The sequence below is a fragment of the Jeotgalibaca sp. PTS2502 genome (genome assembly GCF_001975685.1).
In the GTDB taxonomy this organism is placed as follows: Bacteria; Bacillota; Bacilli; order Lactobacillales; family Aerococcaceae; genus Jeotgalibaca; species Jeotgalibaca arthritidis.
On record NZ_CP019433.1, the window covers coordinates 340800 to 357504 of the forward strand.

General features: G+C 37.6%; 13 protein-coding genes. 11 read left to right on the forward strand and 2 right to left on the reverse strand.

What is annotated here, in order from left to right; genetic code table 11:
• The first annotated feature begins 81 nt into the window (after window positions 1–81).
• Both BW721_RS01700 and BW721_RS01705 read left to right on the forward strand, forming a co-directional pair.
• Window positions 82–621 carry a hypothetical protein gene (locus BW721_RS01700; protein ID WP_076765537.1) on the forward strand — a complete coding sequence of 180 codons (540 nt, stop codon included), beginning with the start codon at window positions 82–84 and terminating at the stop codon, window positions 619–621.
• A 97-nt stretch (window positions 622–718) separates the two neighbouring features.
• Window positions 719–1690: a DUF1002 domain-containing protein gene (locus tag BW721_RS01705; protein ID WP_076765539.1), complete on the forward strand. Its 972-nt coding sequence runs from the start codon at window positions 719–721 to the stop codon at window positions 1688–1690.
• A gap of 45 nt (window positions 1691–1735) precedes the next feature.
• Here the strand turns inward: BW721_RS01705 and BW721_RS01710 are convergent, their stop codons facing one another.
• The gene (locus BW721_RS01710; protein ID WP_232222956.1) at window positions 1736–2650 is read right to left on the reverse strand and encodes an AEC family transporter; all 915 of its coding nucleotides are present in this window, start codon (window positions 2648–2650) and stop codon (window positions 1736–1738) included.
• A gap of 134 nt (window positions 2651–2784) precedes the next feature.
• On the opposite strand from BW721_RS01710, the gene BW721_RS01715 reads away from it, so the two are divergent.
• Together BW721_RS01715 and BW721_RS01720 are read left to right on the forward strand one after the other, a co-directional pair.
• Entirely contained in the window at window positions 2785–3882 is a 1098-nt protein-coding gene (locus BW721_RS01715; RefSeq protein WP_076765543.1) for an iron-containing alcohol dehydrogenase family protein, read from the forward strand.
• A gap of 80 nt (window positions 3883–3962) precedes the next feature.
• Complete coding sequence (locus BW721_RS01720) at window positions 3963–4370, forward strand: cytidine deaminase (protein ID WP_156892259.1); 408 nt, start codon at window positions 3963–3965, stop codon at window positions 4368–4370.
• Window positions 4371–4405: 35 nt separating this feature from the next.
• Here BW721_RS01720 and BW721_RS01725 read toward each other — a convergent pair whose 3' ends face one another.
• On the reverse strand, window positions 4406–5203 hold the full coding sequence (locus tag BW721_RS01725) for a hypothetical protein (protein ID WP_076765545.1): 798 nt from the start codon (window positions 5201–5203) through the stop codon (window positions 4406–4408).
• A gap of 548 nt (window positions 5204–5751) precedes the next feature.
• Between BW721_RS01725 and BW721_RS01730 the strand changes: the two genes are divergently transcribed.
• From BW721_RS01730 to BW721_RS01760, 7 genes are all read left to right on the forward strand, one after another.
• Window positions 5752–6777, forward strand: a complete 1026-nt coding sequence (locus BW721_RS01730) for a DUF4349 domain-containing protein (protein ID WP_076765547.1) — start codon at window positions 5752–5754, stop codon at window positions 6775–6777.
• Between the two features lie 97 nt (window positions 6778–6874).
• Window positions 6875–8179 carry an alkaline phosphatase family protein gene (locus tag BW721_RS01735; RefSeq protein WP_076765548.1) on the forward strand — a complete coding sequence of 435 codons (1305 nt, stop codon included), beginning with the start codon at window positions 6875–6877 and terminating at the stop codon, window positions 8177–8179.
• A 359-nt stretch (window positions 8180–8538) separates the two neighbouring features.
• Window positions 8539–10446 carry a 1,4-alpha-glucan branching protein GlgB gene (gene glgB, locus BW721_RS01740; RefSeq protein ID WP_076765550.1) on the forward strand — a complete coding sequence of 636 codons (1908 nt, stop codon included), beginning with the start codon at window positions 8539–8541 and terminating at the stop codon, window positions 10444–10446.
• 34 nt (window positions 10447–10480) lie between these two features.
• Complete coding sequence (locus BW721_RS01745) at window positions 10481–11629, forward strand: glucose-1-phosphate adenylyltransferase (RefSeq protein WP_076765552.1); 1149 nt, start codon at window positions 10481–10483, stop codon at window positions 11627–11629.
• Window positions 11616–12773 (forward strand): glucose-1-phosphate adenylyltransferase subunit GlgD, encoded by a 1158-nt coding sequence (gene glgD, locus BW721_RS01750; RefSeq protein ID WP_076765554.1) that lies wholly within the window; start codon window positions 11616–11618, stop codon window positions 12771–12773. Before BW721_RS01745 ends, glgD begins: the two co-directional genes overlap by 14 nt.
• A 7-nt stretch (window positions 12774–12780) precedes the next feature.
• Complete coding sequence (gene glgA / locus BW721_RS01755) at window positions 12781–14217, forward strand: glycogen synthase GlgA (protein ID WP_076765556.1); 1437 nt, start codon at window positions 12781–12783, stop codon at window positions 14215–14217.
• 27 nt (window positions 14218–14244) lie between these two features.
• Complete coding sequence (locus tag BW721_RS01760; RefSeq protein ID WP_076765558.1) at window positions 14245–16686, forward strand: glycogen/starch/alpha-glucan phosphorylase; 2442 nt, start codon at window positions 14245–14247, stop codon at window positions 16684–16686.
• The last annotated feature ends 19 nt before the right edge of the window (window positions 16687–16705 follow it).

Sequence of the window (16705 nt, forward strand, 5' to 3'; positions counted from 1 at the left end):
TTTTTAATATGTCGTATTATAATAAATAGGCAGTTGTCTTGACACCTGTAACTATGACATGTGAAGGAAGGGTTTTAATTTATGAATATACGATCACGAACAGGAACACTAACAACGGCCGCCTTATTAATTGCGGTTGGCATTTTAATCCCTATGATTTCCCCCTTAAAAATTATGTTGGAGCCAGCCTCTTTTACGTTGGCCAGTCATGTGGCTACCTTTATTGCCATGTTTATATCGCCCTATGTTGCTCTGGCGGTTGCTTTTGGTACAGCAATGGGATTTCTTCTAGGAGGATTTCCCATTGTGATTGTATTGCGAGCAGCTTCCCATATGATTTTTGCTTTTGTTGGGGCTAAGTATCTGGAAGCTAAGCCTGAACTTATTATAGATACTAAAAAGAGCTGGTTATTTAACTTATTAATTGGATTATTACATGCGATTTGTGAAGTTATCGTGGTTAGTATCTTTTATTTTGCTGGTAATTTAACTGCAGCTTACTACGATAAGGGACTGCTTACATCAGTGATGTTACTCGTTGGTGTGGGGACAGTGATTCATAGTATGGTTGATTTTTGGTTGGCTCAGATTGTATGGAAAACACTAAAAAGAAGAGGCTAAGGTCTCTTCTTTTTTAAACTTTTCTTAATCGGCCTCAAGGTTGAGGAAATAAAAGAAGATTTAGTTTAAAATAAGGGAGAAAAGGAGGTCAGAAAAAATGAGAAAAAGAAATAAATCATTACTCTTACTGACAACACTATTAACGATGGGAAGTAGTGCCATATTCCCAATCTATACTCAAGCGAGTTCAAATGGTATTGATACGACGGTTATTAATGAGAAATGGGGCAAACCAACTTTCGTATATGGCGGAGGCTTGTCAGAAGTTCAGATTGAAGAAACGATGACCCTGCTAAACATTGAAAATCCTGATAATGTTCATTCAGTTGCTGTTACGGGTGAGGATTTACAGCATTATTTAAATGATGGCGAAACTGACACATCAGCGATGATTTCATCTGTTATTGTGCAGAAACAAGATGCAGGCAAGGGTGTGGAAGTCGTTATTCAAACGCCTGAAAATATTACTCAAATTACGACAGATCAATACATCAACGCCGCTATCACAGCTGGGGTTTCAGACGCTAAGATTAGTGTGGCGAGTGTGAGTCGTGTAACAGGTGAGAGTGCCTTAACAGGTATTTATAAAGCATTTGATGCAAATGGTGAAGAATTAGAACAAGACCGTATGGAAGTGGCTCAAGAAGAATTGGAAACAACGAACCAAATCGTTCAAGAAAATGAAGGTGTTGAAGGATTTGATGGCTCGCAACTTGATCAAGCTATTATTGAAATTAAACAATCATTAGCTGATCTGAAAGAAAGCCAAGGTGAGCTAGCTACCCGCGAAGATATTGAACGTATTATTAATGAAGCATTGGCTAATGCTAATTTAGGCGATTATGTGACTCAAGAGCAATTTGATCGTTTGCTAGATTTATTTGAGAAATACCAACAAACCTCTGCTATTGATTCGCAAGAAGTAAAAGACCAACTAACTGACCTTGCAAATAGTGTACAAGACAAAGTCTCTGACTTAATTACGAAAGCAGAAGAAAATGGCGTTAAGGATAAAATTGCTAAATTCTTCCAGGATATTTGGCAAGCGATAACCGGTCTATTTAACTAGAAAAAAACTGTCCCTTTTCATGGGGACAGTTTTTTTATAAGGTATTTATAAGGTATAAATAAATTCTGCAAACTGCATCATAAATGGAATCGTAAAAATAGAGAATATAGAAGTCAGAACAACAATTCTAGCGCCGTATTCATAGTCACCACCAAACAAACGACCGAGTATAGCCGTATTCACTGCTGCAGGTGCTACCGAAGCAATTGTCAAGACAATCTCTACTTCGAAGTTATTAATTGGTAACAGATAAATCATTAAAATAGCAACAAGTGGTGTGAAAATTAGCCGCACAAATACAGTTAAGTAGGCCGACTTATTTTTGAAAATGGTCATCAAGTCACTATTAGCAAGGTAACTACCAATAATCATCATGGCTAGTGCAGTCTGTAGGGAGGCGACATTACTAACCGCAGTCCACATAAATTGAGGAAGAGGAAGCCGGCTGATGTAGATAGTAAGACCAATGACAGCCCCAATCATGCCGGGATTAGTGAAAGCTTTCTTTGGAGTCATAGCTTTTTTATCGCCTGAAATGAGTGCGCGACCATACGTCCACTGTAAGATATTATTACACATAATATACGGTGTTAAGAAAAAGACACCTTCATGACCAAAAAGAGCGATAACAATAGGAATACCAAAAAAACCAGAATTTGCAAAAGTTGCTGCATATTTTTCAATGCGTTGGTCTTTTTTGAAAATAAATTGATTGATAAAAATACGACCGATAATGGTAGCAAGTGCCGCAACTACGGCCCAACCAAATAACTTTAAACGAGCTAAATCAAAATTAGCATTAAATGAAGCAATCATGGATGCTGGCATAACGAACATGGCTAAAATAGTAGAGATTTGCTTCGCACCCTCACTGTTTATCACTTTCGCTCGAACAAGGATAAATCCAAAGGCAATCAACAATGACATCGTCATCATCTGATTAAATAAAATAGCGAACATATTCAATCGACTGGCTCCTTTCTTTAAGAAAACGAATGATAGCCCTATAATAACATAAGATAATACACATTTTAGGGGAGAATTGTTTTATAATAAAGAAGGATTAAAACAAATGTTTTGGAGGCGGGTCACAAATGCAAAATCAGCCCTTGTCATTCGTTCGGGTGGGACCACAACAATATCGTTGTGCAGAAGGCGCCATTGACGAATTAATTCATCAACTTTACCAAATGAACGCAAAAAAAATACTGATTATTCATGGGAATTTATCATGGAAGAAAGCACGCATTTATTTTAAGAATATTTACCGGTCTAACTTTTCAATTGAAGAATACCAATTCAGTGGCGAGTGTACGGATCCGACAATAAATAGCATTAAAACAGTGATTGAAGATTCCAAGGCTGATGTTGTTATTGGAGTAGGTGGCGGGAAAATCATGGATACGGTTAAGTATGCAGCTTATTTAGCTAATCGTTGCCCATTCGTTCTAGTGCCGACTTTAGCTAGTAATTGTGCACCTTGGACACCGGTGAGTGTACTTTATCATGAAGACGGCAGCTTTGATCGTTTGGATGTTTTACCTGTTCAAGCTCTGCTTTTACTCATTGAGCCGCGTTTAATTTTTGATGCGCCGAGGGATTACTTTATTGCAGGTATGGCAGATACGTTAGCTAAATGGTACGAATCAGATGAAATTTTAAGTCAACCTCATCTTCAAACACAACCATTCTTAACTATGGCTCAGACAGCTGCGCAATTGTGCCAACAAACCATCTTGGAAAAGGGTGGGAAAGCACTTGAGGACCTTGATCAAAATCACTTAACGGCAGATTTTGTTGCAGTGAGTGAGGTTATTATTTCTATTAGTGGGTTAGTAGGAGGATTTGGTGATGACTTGGCACGAACAACAGTTGCTCATGAAATTCATGATTCACTGACTATTTATCCAGAAGCACATCACTTTCTTCATGGCCATAAAGTGGGCTATGGTATTCTAGTGCAGTTAGCCTTGGAAGAAAAATGGGATGAAATTACCCGCTTACGTCAGTTTTATACTAGCTTGGATATTCCGACATCATTAGCTGATATGAAACTGGATTATTTAACAGATAAGGCTTTAACGGATATTGCCCATCGTGCTAGCTTGCCAGAGCTAGCTGTTCATAACCTACCTTACCCGGTTAATAGTGAAAATCTTGTTCAAGCAATTAAAAAGTTGGAATCTTTTTAATTTTTAGCAGTACATTTGTTTGAAATAAGGTATAATGGATAAACATCACATCTATTCGAAAGGACTTTCAAACGTTGAAAATTCAAGAGAATCAAATTAAGTTATTAGTTGAAAAGGCGCAAACGATTAAAGAACGTGCCTATGTTCCTTATTCACATTTCCCAGTTGGTGCAGCAGTTCTTTACAAGGATGACACCATTATTCAAGGCGTAAACGTTGAAAATGTATCATTTGGAGCAACCAATTGTGCGGAGCGAACAGCCTTGTTTACAGGAATTGCTAATGGCTATTCAAAGGAAGATATTGTAGCGATTGCAGTATCAGCTAATACAAAGGATTACATTACACCATGTAGTATTTGCCGCCAAGTAATGGTAGAACTCTGCCAAGCAGATACACCTATTTACTTGACTAATGGTAACAATGATATTAAGGAAGTAACGGTTGACGAGCTTGTACCGTATGCATTTTCTACATTAGATAATTAAAAACAGATCTGGGAAAGATCCCAGATCTGTTTTTTTTACAATTTAATTAAGAAATAAGCGATAACACTCATGATTAAGAAATGGATGCTGATTCCAACTAGACTTTGGTAAAAGGTGCGGTTAACCGTCGATTTCCGTTCCATTGTAAACAGGCAACTAATAAATGAGATAATATAAGAAATAGCATGTAAGATAACAATTAATAGACATGGAATAGCTAGCGCTAGAGGTAAAACCAAAGCTAAAAGGAAGGTAATGATTAATACAAAAAAGAAAAAGGTATTACTAGCTGTATACTGCGTTACCCAGCGATTAAAATTAACACGCTCAGTCGCGGCAGCTTTTTTGAATAGGAAGCTAAAGAATGTTAGCAGTAGGAAGTAAATGACAAAAAAGACGCTCACTTTCCAGAACCACTGCACAGGCTGAAATTTGACAGTCAGAGTAGGTAAAATAGAAATTGACATCATAAAATGATAAGCCTCATCTAATGCACCCACGACTTTGGTGACAATACTTGCTGAGAGGAACGAGGCAAGTAAAATGGTCACATAGCCAAAACCTACTGTATGCTCCGTTTCAGAAACACTAATGGGGTCTGAGAAACGATGAATATGGTAGTTTACATAGCTAACGACTGAATGAGCTAGTTTTGTAATACTAAAGTTCTTTTCTAATCTTCTTGATTTAACATCTTGATTAAAAATATAGGGTTCAGGATTTGGTGTTGCATCTACAGTTTTGCTTTCAACTTGTGTTAAGTCAGAATCACACATCGGACAAACCGTCGCATCCTCGGGGATAATACTTTGGCAAAAATAACATTCTTTCATCGGACCTGGTCTCCTTTATATTCTCTTCTTACCTAGCATAAAGGAGTTTAATTTGAAAGACAAGAAGAAATACTTTTAAAACAAGTCAAAATTATTGGAAGTAAAGCTTTTCTTTTTCTAAAAAGGATGCTATAATCATTTTTATGCGACGAGGCGACTTGCAATGTTAATCATTGCAGTTGATGCGGGACATACGTGCTTAGCACACCACAGGAAGTGGATGTAAGATAAAGATGGATGTGAACCATTCTTTATCCATGAGTAATCATGCCGCAATAAAGAGGGGACTGGGAAATAACTCCAGTCCCTTTTTTATATACGAATAATTGTTGCGCAAATGTGCTCAAAAAGGCAGCCCCGACATGCGTTTCCCGAATAATACTCGGATGGTCTACGACCACCCTGCGTTTTTTCGGTCCAACGATTCGGGGCTAAACGCCTTTTTTCCCACTCTCCTCTTTTTCTGTTTCTATCCATATTGCTTTTTAAACCTTACCGCCACTGCTATACTTAATATGAAATAGGGATTACTTAAAGGAGGAAAAAACATGAAGAAGGGTCTTAGTATCATTGTTATTTTATTAGCATTTATTTTATCGGCTTGTTCTGACCAAGGTGGAAGCACGGATAGTTATTCGCCAGGTATGGTTGGTGATTATCAAGAAAATAGTTTGGATAGTGAATCAAATTTGATTGGTGAGAAGGTTATTAAGACAGTTACTTTGAATTATGAAACACTAGACTTTAGCGAAACACTATCTCATGTTCAAGAGACAATTAATGCTTTCCAAGCATATATTGAATATTCTTATGAATCGAGCTACTCACCATCAGGCACATTTGGACCTGATGCAAGAGAGTACAAACGTGTTGAATACACCTTGCGTGTGCCAACAGAAAATTTAAGTAACTTTTTAAAAGAGCTTGAGGGAATGGAGGCAACAAAGGTAAGTGAGCAAATTGGATCAGAAGATGTGACCCAAACTTATCGTGATACAGAAGCACGTATTGAAGTGCTAAATCAAAAAGAAACACGCTTAACGGAACTATTAGCAGAAGCAACGACGATTGAACAAATTCTTCAAATTGAGGATAATTTAAGTAACACAATCGCTGAACGGGAGAGTTTACAGACGCAACTAGAATCGATTGACGATTTAATTGCTTATACAGAAGTTTATTTAACTATTTCTGAACGACAACGCTTATCTGAAACACGTGGTAGTGGAATCTCATTCTGGTCACGGTTAAAAGAAGCCGTTCTAGATTCTATATTTGTTTTCTATTATTGGCTACAAGATGCGGTTATTTGGTTGGTTTATGCTTTGCCATTCTTAATTATTATTGGCTTGTTACTGTTGCTTTTCATGGGAGTGAGCCATTGGTTCCAACAAACAAGCTTTTACAAGAAAAGGGAAGAAAGAAGAGAAAAAGCATTAGTGGCACAACGTGAGCGATTGGCAAACCGTAAACGACCAAGCTCACCGTCAATAAAACCTGTCGAAAATAAAGTAAAACAGCCAACAGAAGCCGAAGATAAAAAAGAAACACCGCCTTCAGACCAAGGTAAATAGTTATGAAAGGAGCATTTCGATAAGAAATGCTCCTTCTTTTTATACCCAATATTATCTACTCTTGTGTTATGATTATCTTATAGAGGAGGGCTGGAAAATGACAAAAAAGAAACTTTTTGTGATATCTTTGGATGCGTTTGGCGATGCTGATTTGCAGTTTGCAGCAACACTGCCTCATTTTAAACGTATTATGGCTAAAAGTGCCCAAGTAACGGGTGTGCGGACGGTTTATCCATCTCTTACTTATATAGCACATACATCCATTGCGACGGGAATGTATCCAGATAAACATGGGATTATTAATAACACTCATTTACAGCCAGAACGTTTAGACCCTGACTGGTATTGGTATGCAGATGAAATCAAAACGGCAAGCTTTTTTGACGTTGCTAAAAAAGCCGGCTACACAACAGCAGCTATTTTGTGGCCAGTAACGGGTAGAAGCAAGTCGATTGATTATAATATTGCTGAAATTTTCCCCAATAAACCATGGCAAAATCAAGTCATGGTTTCTGCTTATGCCTCTACTCTAAAGTATGTTCTTGAAATGAATAACAAATATAAACATTTAAGAAAGGGAATCGATCAACCAGAATTAGATGACTTTGTAACAGCAGCAGCAGTGGACACGATTATCAATAAGAAGCCAGATTTAATAGCAATTCATTTAGTTGATCTCGATAGCATGCGTCATGAATATGGGGTTCGTAGCCATCAAGCTAGAGAAGCGATTATTAGAATGGATAACCGACTAGGCCAATTATTAGATGCTATGGAAGAAGCAGGAACTGCCGAAAATACCGTTCTTGCAGTATTGGGGGACCACTACCAGATTGATACCCATACTGTGGTGCGTCCTAATTATTTATTTTTAGATAAAGGGTGGTTGAATGTTAATCGTAGAAATGCGATTAAATCGTGGAAGGTGATTGTAAAGGCTGCAGATGGAGCAGCTTATATTTATCGAAATGATCCAACTATTACCAATAAGATGATTTTGGATGCTTTAAAGGGGATTGATTCTCGAATTGAGACGATTTATACAGCTGATGATATGAAGTGGGACGGAGCAGATTCCAACTGTATCTTTATGATTGAAGCAAAAAAAGGCTACTATTTTGCGGACGATTTGACCTATCCCTTTATGGAGAGTACAGCTAAGACTGTCAAAGGTAGAAAACTATTGAAAGCAACTCACGGTTTTCATCCTGAAAGGAAAAATTATACAACGATGATGCTCTTATCAGGGCCTGGTATTGACGAAAAGGCGAGACTTGATCGCGCACGTTTAGTAGATGAAGGCCCAACTTTCCTCCATGCCATTGGACTAGATTATCCAACTAAAACAGATGGTCGTATTTTGCATGAACTCTTTTTGAATAAACCAGCACAAAAGCGATAGCCATAACAGAGCTGTTGCTTTTTTTTGACTGGGATGAGTGGAAAAGTAAAAACTTAACAATTGAGGAGAACGTTCATTAAATGTTAACAAAGTATAAACAATAGACTCGCATCACTATGCATATATTGTAAAAATGGTAAAACATATTGAGAGTGTTTTCAATTTAACTGAAAAGCTATTATATGAGAGAATTGTGAACAGACCCTGTCAATTCTTTCATTAAAAGGGATCAGGAGTAGCAAGATTATTAGCAGAAAAATCTTTCCAGTGTTATGATAGGTATATAATTATCCTAATGATATTATCATTTATAACAGTGGTAAAACCATCAATTTTTTGCAGAGAGGAGCTATACAAATATGAAAAGAAATATCTTTCAAGGTTTAGAAGAAGAACTTTATTTGTTTAATCATGGTAATCATTTTGAAAGTTATCACGTTTTTGGAAGTAAACGAAGTTTTGAAAATCAGTTAGACGGTTGGCGTTTCACACTTTGGGCCCCTCATGCGAAGAATGTCTGTTTAGTAGGCGATTTCTCTCATTGGGAGAGCATCGAAATGAAAAAAATAGGTGAGACAGGGGCTTGGTCTGTCTTTACACCAACGGCTAAAGAAGGAGACTGCTACAAATATCAGATTGAAGACCAGCAAGGTCACCAATTTTTAAAAATTGACCCCTATGCGCATGCCTTTGAGCTTCCACCCAAAGATGCCTCTCTTGTTAGCGATTTGCCCGATAAGAAGTGGCGCGATGGCAGATGGCAAGCCAACAAAAAACGAAAGAAAATCTATCAAAAACCTCTTAATATCTACGAAGTTCATTTTACTTCATGGCGCCGCCATCCTGATGGGCGTTCATACAGCTTCAAAGAGTTAGCAGCTGAATTAATTCCTTATGTGAAAGAAATGGGTTATACCCATATTGAATTTATGCCTATTATGGAACATCCGTTAGAAGCATCATGGGGTTACCAAATAACTGGCTACTATGCTGTTGCTGCTAGATATGGAACAATTGAGGATTTTCAAAGCTTTGTAGAAGAGGCACATAAAAATGGTATTGGTGTCATTGTTGACTGGGTACCAGGACATTTTTGTCGTAATGACTACGCACTAGCCTATTACGATGGTAGCCCGACGTTTGAATACGATGATATCAATCGGGCCAATAATGTGAGATGGGGCACCTTAAATTTTGACCTAGGTAAAAATCAAGTTCATAGTTTCTTAATTTCCAATGCTATTTTCTGGATAAAAGAGTGCCATGTTGATGGTATTAGAGTAGATGCTGTATCTAACATGCTTTACTTGGATTATGATGAAGGGCCTTGGACACCTAATGAAGATGGTAGTAATGACAATAAACAAGGCGTTAATTTTTTGAAGAAATTAAACACCGTAGCATTTGGTTATGATGACACAACCTTAATGATTGCCGAAGAGAGCACGTCTTGGGCAAATGTCACAAAACCGGTTGAAATGGATGGCTTGGGCTTTAATTATAAATGGAATATGGGTTGGATGAACGATACACTTAAGTTTTTCTCGGTTGACCCTCTTTATCGTAAGGACCATTTTAATTTGCTAACGTTCTCCTTTATGTATTCCTTTAACGAGAACTTCCTCTTACCGATATCTCATGATGAAGTTGTTCACGGCAAGCGTTCCTTACTCGGCCGTATGCCAGGTGATCGCTACAATCAATTTGCTGGTCTAAGAAGTTTACAAGCCTACATGTTTGCTCATCCTGGCAAGAAACTTAACTTTATGGGGAATGAAATTGGTCAGTTTTTAGAATGGCGATTCAATGAAGAGGTAGAGTGGGGTGTTCTTCAACAGCCGTTTAATACCGAATACCAATTCTTCATTAAACAGTTAAACCAGCTTTATATAGAACAGAAAGCTTTACATGAAATCGACGATTCTTATACAGGTGTTGAAATAATCGATGCAGATAATCATGCTGAAACCATCTTGTCGTTTATTAGAAAATCAGAAAAAGAACGTGATTTCTTAATCATTATTAGTAATTTTACACCTATCGAGAGACGGTCATTTGTCGTAGGTGTTCCTTATGAAGGCACATATGAGGAGTTATTAAATACGGAAATGAAAGAATTTGGTGGTACTTGGACGACTAAACAGGCGGACATGAAGACGACAGAACAAAACTATAAGCAATTCAACCATATAATAGAAGTGACTGTTCCTGCTTCAGGAACGCTCTACATCAGACCAAAACGTATTTATGGTGTCACTAAAAAGTAGAAGGAGGGGAAGGGAAGACATCTTCCTGACAAATATGAAGAATGAAATGATCGCAATGGTTTTAGCCGGTGGACAAGGAACACGGCTAGGAAAACTAACACGTGAAACAGCTAAACCAGCAGTACCATTCGGTGGACGTTACCGAATCATTGACTTTGTTTTAAGCAACTGTACGCATTCTGGGGTTGAACAAGTTGGTGTTGTCACTCAGTATGAACCGCTCGAATTAAATGACCATATTGGTAACGGTGAATCTTGGGGTTTAAGTGGACACAACCGTAATGCGACTATTTTACAACCTTATACGAATTCCGAAGGCGAAAACTGGTTTACAGGAACAGCTAATGCCATCACCCGAAACATTCCTTATATTGATTCTCAAAATCCTGAATATGTTCTGATTTTATCAGGAGACCATATTTACAAAATGAACTATTCCACAATGCTTGATTCCCATAAAGAGCGCCAAGCTGACTTAACAGTAGGGGTTATTCCCGTACCTATTGAAGAAGCTTCTCGTTTTGGAATTATGAATACAGATGAAGACCATGCCATCGTTGAATTTGAAGAGAAACCTGCAGAGCCGAAGAGCAATTTAGCCTCAATGGGTATTTATATTTTCACATGGGATAAACTCCGCAAATATTTGGTTGAAGACCAAAAAAATGGGAAACAAATGGTCGATTTTGGGCATGATGTCATTCCTGCCTATCTAAAAAATAACGAAAAGATCTTTGCTTATTCTTTCAATGGTTATTGGAAAGATGTTGGAACGATCGAAAGCCTCTGGGAAGCGAATATGGAATTTTTAAATCCAAATCACAGCCTGCATATTCGTGATGACGAATGGCGTATTCATACGAAAAGTCCGATTGCACCGCCGCAATATATTTCTGAACACGGGCAAGTAACGAATGCGATGGTAGCAGATGGCTGTTATATTGATGGTTTGGTAGAAAATTCAATTGTTTCTCAAAATGTCCAAGTTGGCCAAGATAGCCAAATCTCAGATAGTATTATTATGGCAAATGCAAAAATAGGAAAAAATGTTGAAATTGCCTATGCCATTATTGGCGAACAAGCAGACATTAAAGATGGTAGCCGCATAATTGGTAAAAAAGGTGCGATAGAAGTCATCGGATACGCTGAAGTGATTGGAGGAACGGATAATGAAAACAAATAGTATGTGTGCGCTCTTAAGTTTAACAGATTCAAGTAGTAAAGATTTACAACCTTTAACTCGGTTTAGACCAGTAGCAGGCCTGCCATTTGCTGGACGTTATCGTGTGATCGACTTCTTACTTTCTAGCATTAGTCACGGTGGGGTTGACTCTGTTGGTCTCTTTATTGGTGGAAGTGGACGATCTATTTATGACCACATTAGAAGTGGCGCTGCGTGGGGATTAGAATCAAAACTTCGTGGTGGGATTTTTACATTCTCCCAAACCTATCTGAAACAGTTAATGGGTGACGAAAGTTTTGAAGATGATAATTTTTATGCGAATCATAAGGCATTTTTACGTAAATCATTAGCTAAGTATGTCTTTGTATCAGGTGGGAAAATTGTCGCTAAAGTTAATTTAAAAGACGTTCAAGCTTTTCATGCTAGTCAAGCTGATGACTTAACGCTTATCTATAAGACGGTTCCTGTTGATGCTGTTAAAGACCATCCTTATGAAAAAATTGTGATTGCAGACAGTAAACATAAATTGAAGAGCTTGATTTCAAGTTTAGATTGGAATTACCCACAAGAGACTGTTGGGCAGAGTATGAATATGTATCTACTATCTGTCAAAACACTCTTAGATATCATTGAAAGAGCTGATCGTGAAGGAATCCATATGGACATCGATCGATTAGTTGCCTATTACTTGCCATCGCTCAATGTCAATGCTTATGAATACAAAGGGCCAATGTCAAACTTAGATTCAATTGAGGCTTATTTTGAAGCTAATATGAGCTTACTAGACAAGTCCGAATACGATAAAGTCTTTTGTGAAGGTCAAGCCGTTATTACAAAGGCAAAAAGTGAAGCACCAACGTATTACTACCCTAAAGCGAATGTGAATAGTGCTCTTGTTGCAACAGGCTGTTCTATTTCCGGAACAGTTGAAGAATCATTGGTTTTTAGAAAAGTATGTGTTGAGGAAGATGCAGAAGTGCGTCATTCACTAATCATGCAAGGTGCAAAAATTGGAAAAGGTGCAATCTTAGAGTATTGTATTTTGGATAAAAATGTCACCATTGAACCAGGAGTTGTATTAAAGGGAACAAAAGATAAGTTGATTGTCATTGAAAAAAATAAACGTGTGACAGCTGAAGGATGAGTGAGAGATGAGAATTTTATTCGCAGCAGCTGAAGCAGCCCCCTTCTTTAAAACAGGGGGGCTGGGTGATGTTGCCTATGCTTTACCTAAAGAACTTGTAAAACAAGGAGTAGATATTCGTGTTGTTCTCCCTTTTTACAGCAATATGCCTCAAAACTATCAAGACATGGCAGAAGACGTGCTCCATTTTGATATGAAAGTAGGCTGGAAAACCGTCTACTGTGGAATAAAAAAAATAGAATTAGAGGGTGTCACTTATTATTTTATTGATAACCAAGACTATTTTTTCCGAGGTAACTTGTATGGTGAATGGGACGATGGGGAACGCTTTGGTTTCTTTTCGATGGCGATTATTGAAATGATGGAAAAAATTGATTTTATTCCAGACATACTCCATGTGAATGACTGGCATACAGCCATGGTTCCCGTGCTGTTAGTTGATAAGTACCATTGGATTGATGCCTATCGACATATTCGCAAAGTTATTACCATCCATAATATTCGTTTCCAAGGTGTTTATTCGCCTGAAATTTTATCGAGCGTTTTCGGAACAGGTATGAATATCTTTCATGAAGATGGCGTGAAGTACGGTGATAATGTTAACTATTTAAAAGGCGGTATTAATTTCTCGGATTATGTGACAACCGTTAGTCCGACTTATGCTAACGAAATTCAAACACCTGAGTTTGGAGAAGGATTAGAAGGTGTCTTACAATACAACAATTGGAAGATCAGAGGGATTATTAATGGCATTGATTATGACATCAACAATCCTGAAACAGATAATTTAATTCCACATCATTTTTCATTAACCGATTTTTCAGGAAAGGTTAAGAATAAACTGGCTTTACAAGAAAAATTAGGACTTCCTCAAGACGAGTCTATTCCATTGTTAGCGAGTGTTAGCCGCTTAACCGATCAAAAAGGCTTCCAATTGATTCAAGAAAAAATGCAAGAATTAATGGGAAGTCGAGACGTTCAGGTGGTTATTTTAGGAACAGGAGATCCTCAATTTGAAGATTCATTCCGATATTTCCAAAATGAGTATCCTGATAAATTTAGAGCGCTCATCGATTTTGATGTTGCCTTAGCACAGGAAATTTATGCGGCATCTGATTTGTTTTTAATGCCGTCAGCCTTTGAACCATGTGGCTTGTCGCAAATGATTGCCATGCGTTATGGCACATTACCCCTAGTTCATGAAACAGGTGGTTTAAAAGATACCGTCATGCCATACAACTCCTACACTGGAGAAGGAACCGGCTTTAGTTTCTATGGATTTAACGGTTATAACTTGTTAGGAACGATTTATCGTGCGCTTGATGTTTACGAAGAACAACCACAAGCTTGGGAGTTATTAATGAAACAAGCTATGGAAAAAGACTTCAGTTGGAAACAGCCAAGTCAACACTATATCGAATTGTATCAGTCGCTATGTCAGTAACCTAAAGCTGTTACGAGGAGGAGTAAAATGGGAAAAGTGAGTATTCAGCAATTTAAAAAGGATTTTGTCAAAGAGTTTGACCAGCTATATGCTTATAGCTACGATGAGGGAACACCAAGAGAACAATTTTTGGCCCTAGGTGAAGTCATTCGCAATTACTATATGGATAACTGGAAACAAACAATTTCTGATTATAAAACGAATGAAACGAAACAAATCTTTTATTTCTCCATGGAGTTTTTACCAGGAAGAATGCTAAAGAGCAACCTACTTAATCTGGATGTTTTGAAAACTGTTCAAGATGGATTGAAAGAACTCGGCCTCAATTTGGATGAAGTGAGCCGAGGAGAAGCAGATCCTGCACTTGGAAATGGTGGATTAGGTCGCTTAGCTTCTTGTTTTATGGACTCTATTGCTTCAACAGGATTAGCAGGTCATGGAAACGGTATTCGTTATCAATATGGTCTCTTTAAGCAAAAATTTATTGATGGTTACCAAATTGAATTACCAGAAAATTGGCTGAGAAACGGGAATGTTTGGGAAGTGCGTAAAGAAAATAAAGCGGTCATCGTTCGTTTTAGCGGTCAAGTTTATCTTGAACCAGATGATGAAGGTCGTCTCTATCCACGTTACGAAAATACGCAAAATATTCTAGCAGTTCCTTATGATGTTCCACAAGTGGGTTATAAGAATGGTGTTGTTAATAATCTTCGTTTATGGTCAGCGGAAATTCCTTATGGTGAAGAATATTTATTCCGAACTGAGGAAGAGCGCGATGCGGTTAATCAAATTACAGAAGTTCTATACCCGGATGACTCTAATTACGAAGGAAGACTTTTACGATTGAGACAAGAGTATTTCTTCTCATCTGCAGGTGTTCAGAGTGTGATTCGTTACTTTAAGCTATTGGATGAAGATTGGAGTCTATTGCCTGACAAGATTGGTATTCATATTAATGATACCCATCCAGCACTGGTTGTACCTGAATTAATGCGGATTTTAATTGATGAAGAAGGCTTAACGTGGGATCAAGCTTGGGAAATCACTAAGAAAACGATTAGTTATACTAACCATACCATTCTTCAAGAAGCGATGGAACGCTGGCCAGTGGATATGATGGCTCATTTACTACCGCGAATTCACCAAATTATTGTGGAAATTAATCGCCGTCATATTAATAAAAAGTTACCTTTGTATGGTGAAGAATTAACTTATCGAACAGCTATTATTGACCATGATCAAATTAAGATGGCTAACCTTGCTATTATAGGCAGTCATAGTATTAATGGTGTGGCGAAACTACATACGAATATTCTGATTAATGAAACATTGCATGATTTTTATCTCATGTATCCAAACAAATTTAATAATAAGACCAATGGGATTACACAACGACGGTGGGTACAGTTGTCTAATCCAGCTTTAACTGAGCTATTAGACAATACGATTGGAACAGATTGGAAATGCAATCCTGAAGAACTCATTTTACTTAAAACCCATGCAGATAACAAAACAGTCTTAGACAGACTGGAGACTGTTAAGTTAGACAACAAGAAACGTTTTGCTGCATACATTAAGAAAGAAATGGGTATCGAGATTGACCCAACCGCAATCTTTGATGTTCAAATTAAACGTCTCCATGCTTATAAGCGTCAGTTATTAAATGTTTTGCATATTTTGGAGCGCTACAACCGAATTAAAGATAATCCTGACATTGCGCTACCAAAGCGTGTATTCATATTTGGAGCAAAGGCTGCGCCAAGTTACCATTATGCCAAACAGATTATTAAATTAATCAATGCGGTAGCTGAAATGGTAAATAATGATCCAGAAATTAGAGACTTAATTAAAGTTGTTTTTGTGGAGAATTACGGAGTCAGTCTAGCTGAATTAATTATTCCAGCTGCTGATATTAGTGAGCAAATTTCACTAGCAGGAAAAGAAGCTTCTGGAACAAGTAATATGAAATTGATGGCAAATGGTGCTGTTACCATGGCCACTATGGATGGAGCGACCATTGAGATTCATGATGCTGTTGGCAAAGATAATATTTATATTTTTGGACTTAAGAACGAAGAGGTTCAAAAATTCTATCAAAACCAAAATTATAACGCTCGAACCATCTATGAAGGTAATGCTAGTGTGAAACGTGTTTTAAATATGTTAATTGACGGTTCTATTCCAGGCATTTTCAATGAAGGACAGGATATTTTTGATAGCTTAGTTAAATTTAATGACGAGTACTTCTTATTGAAGGATTTTGATTCTTTTATCAACGCCCAAATACAGGCTGATAGTGATTTCTTAGACAGAGACAAGTGGAATAAGATGGCTCTTTTAAATATTGCGCATTCGGGGCCATTCTCTTCTGACTATACAATCTTGCGCTATGCAGATGAGATTTGGAAGATTGAGCCTCAAGTGGATGATGCAACGCCGATCTACTCTAAAGTAAAACCAGCAGAATAAAGGATCATAAAAAGCGATA

Coding starts and splice junctions, on each gene's coding strand:
- BW721_RS01725 (WP_076765545.1), bottom strand. CDS start 5,203: ATGAAAGAATGTTATTTTTGCCAAAGTATTATCCCCGAGGATGCGACG.
- BW721_RS01745 (WP_076765552.1), top strand. CDS start 10,481: ATGAAGAATGAAATGATCGCAATGGTTTTAGCCGGTGGACAAGGAACA.
- BW721_RS01735 (WP_076765548.1), top strand. CDS start 6,875: ATGACAAAAAAGAAACTTTTTGTGATATCTTTGGATGCGTTTGGCGAT.
- BW721_RS01715 (WP_076765543.1), top strand. CDS start 2,785: ATGCAAAATCAGCCCTTGTCATTCGTTCGGGTGGGACCACAACAATAT.
- glgA (WP_076765556.1), top strand. CDS start 12,781: ATGAGAATTTTATTCGCAGCAGCTGAAGCAGCCCCCTTCTTTAAAACA.
- BW721_RS01705 (WP_076765539.1), top strand. CDS start 719: ATGAGAAAAAGAAATAAATCATTACTCTTACTGACAACACTATTAACG.
- glgD (WP_076765554.1), top strand. CDS start 11,616: ATGAAAACAAATAGTATGTGTGCGCTCTTAAGTTTAACAGATTCAAGT.
- glgB (WP_076765550.1), top strand. CDS start 8,539: ATGAAAAGAAATATCTTTCAAGGTTTAGAAGAAGAACTTTATTTGTTT.
- BW721_RS01710 (WP_232222956.1), bottom strand. CDS start 2,650: ATGTTCGCTATTTTATTTAATCAGATGATGACGATGTCATTGTTGATT.
- BW721_RS01700 (WP_076765537.1), top strand. CDS start 82: ATGAATATACGATCACGAACAGGAACACTAACAACGGCCGCCTTATTA.
- BW721_RS01730 (WP_076765547.1), top strand. CDS start 5,752: ATGAAGAAGGGTCTTAGTATCATTGTTATTTTATTAGCATTTATTTTA.
- BW721_RS01760 (WP_076765558.1), top strand. CDS start 14,245: ATGGGAAAAGTGAGTATTCAGCAATTTAAAAAGGATTTTGTCAAAGAG.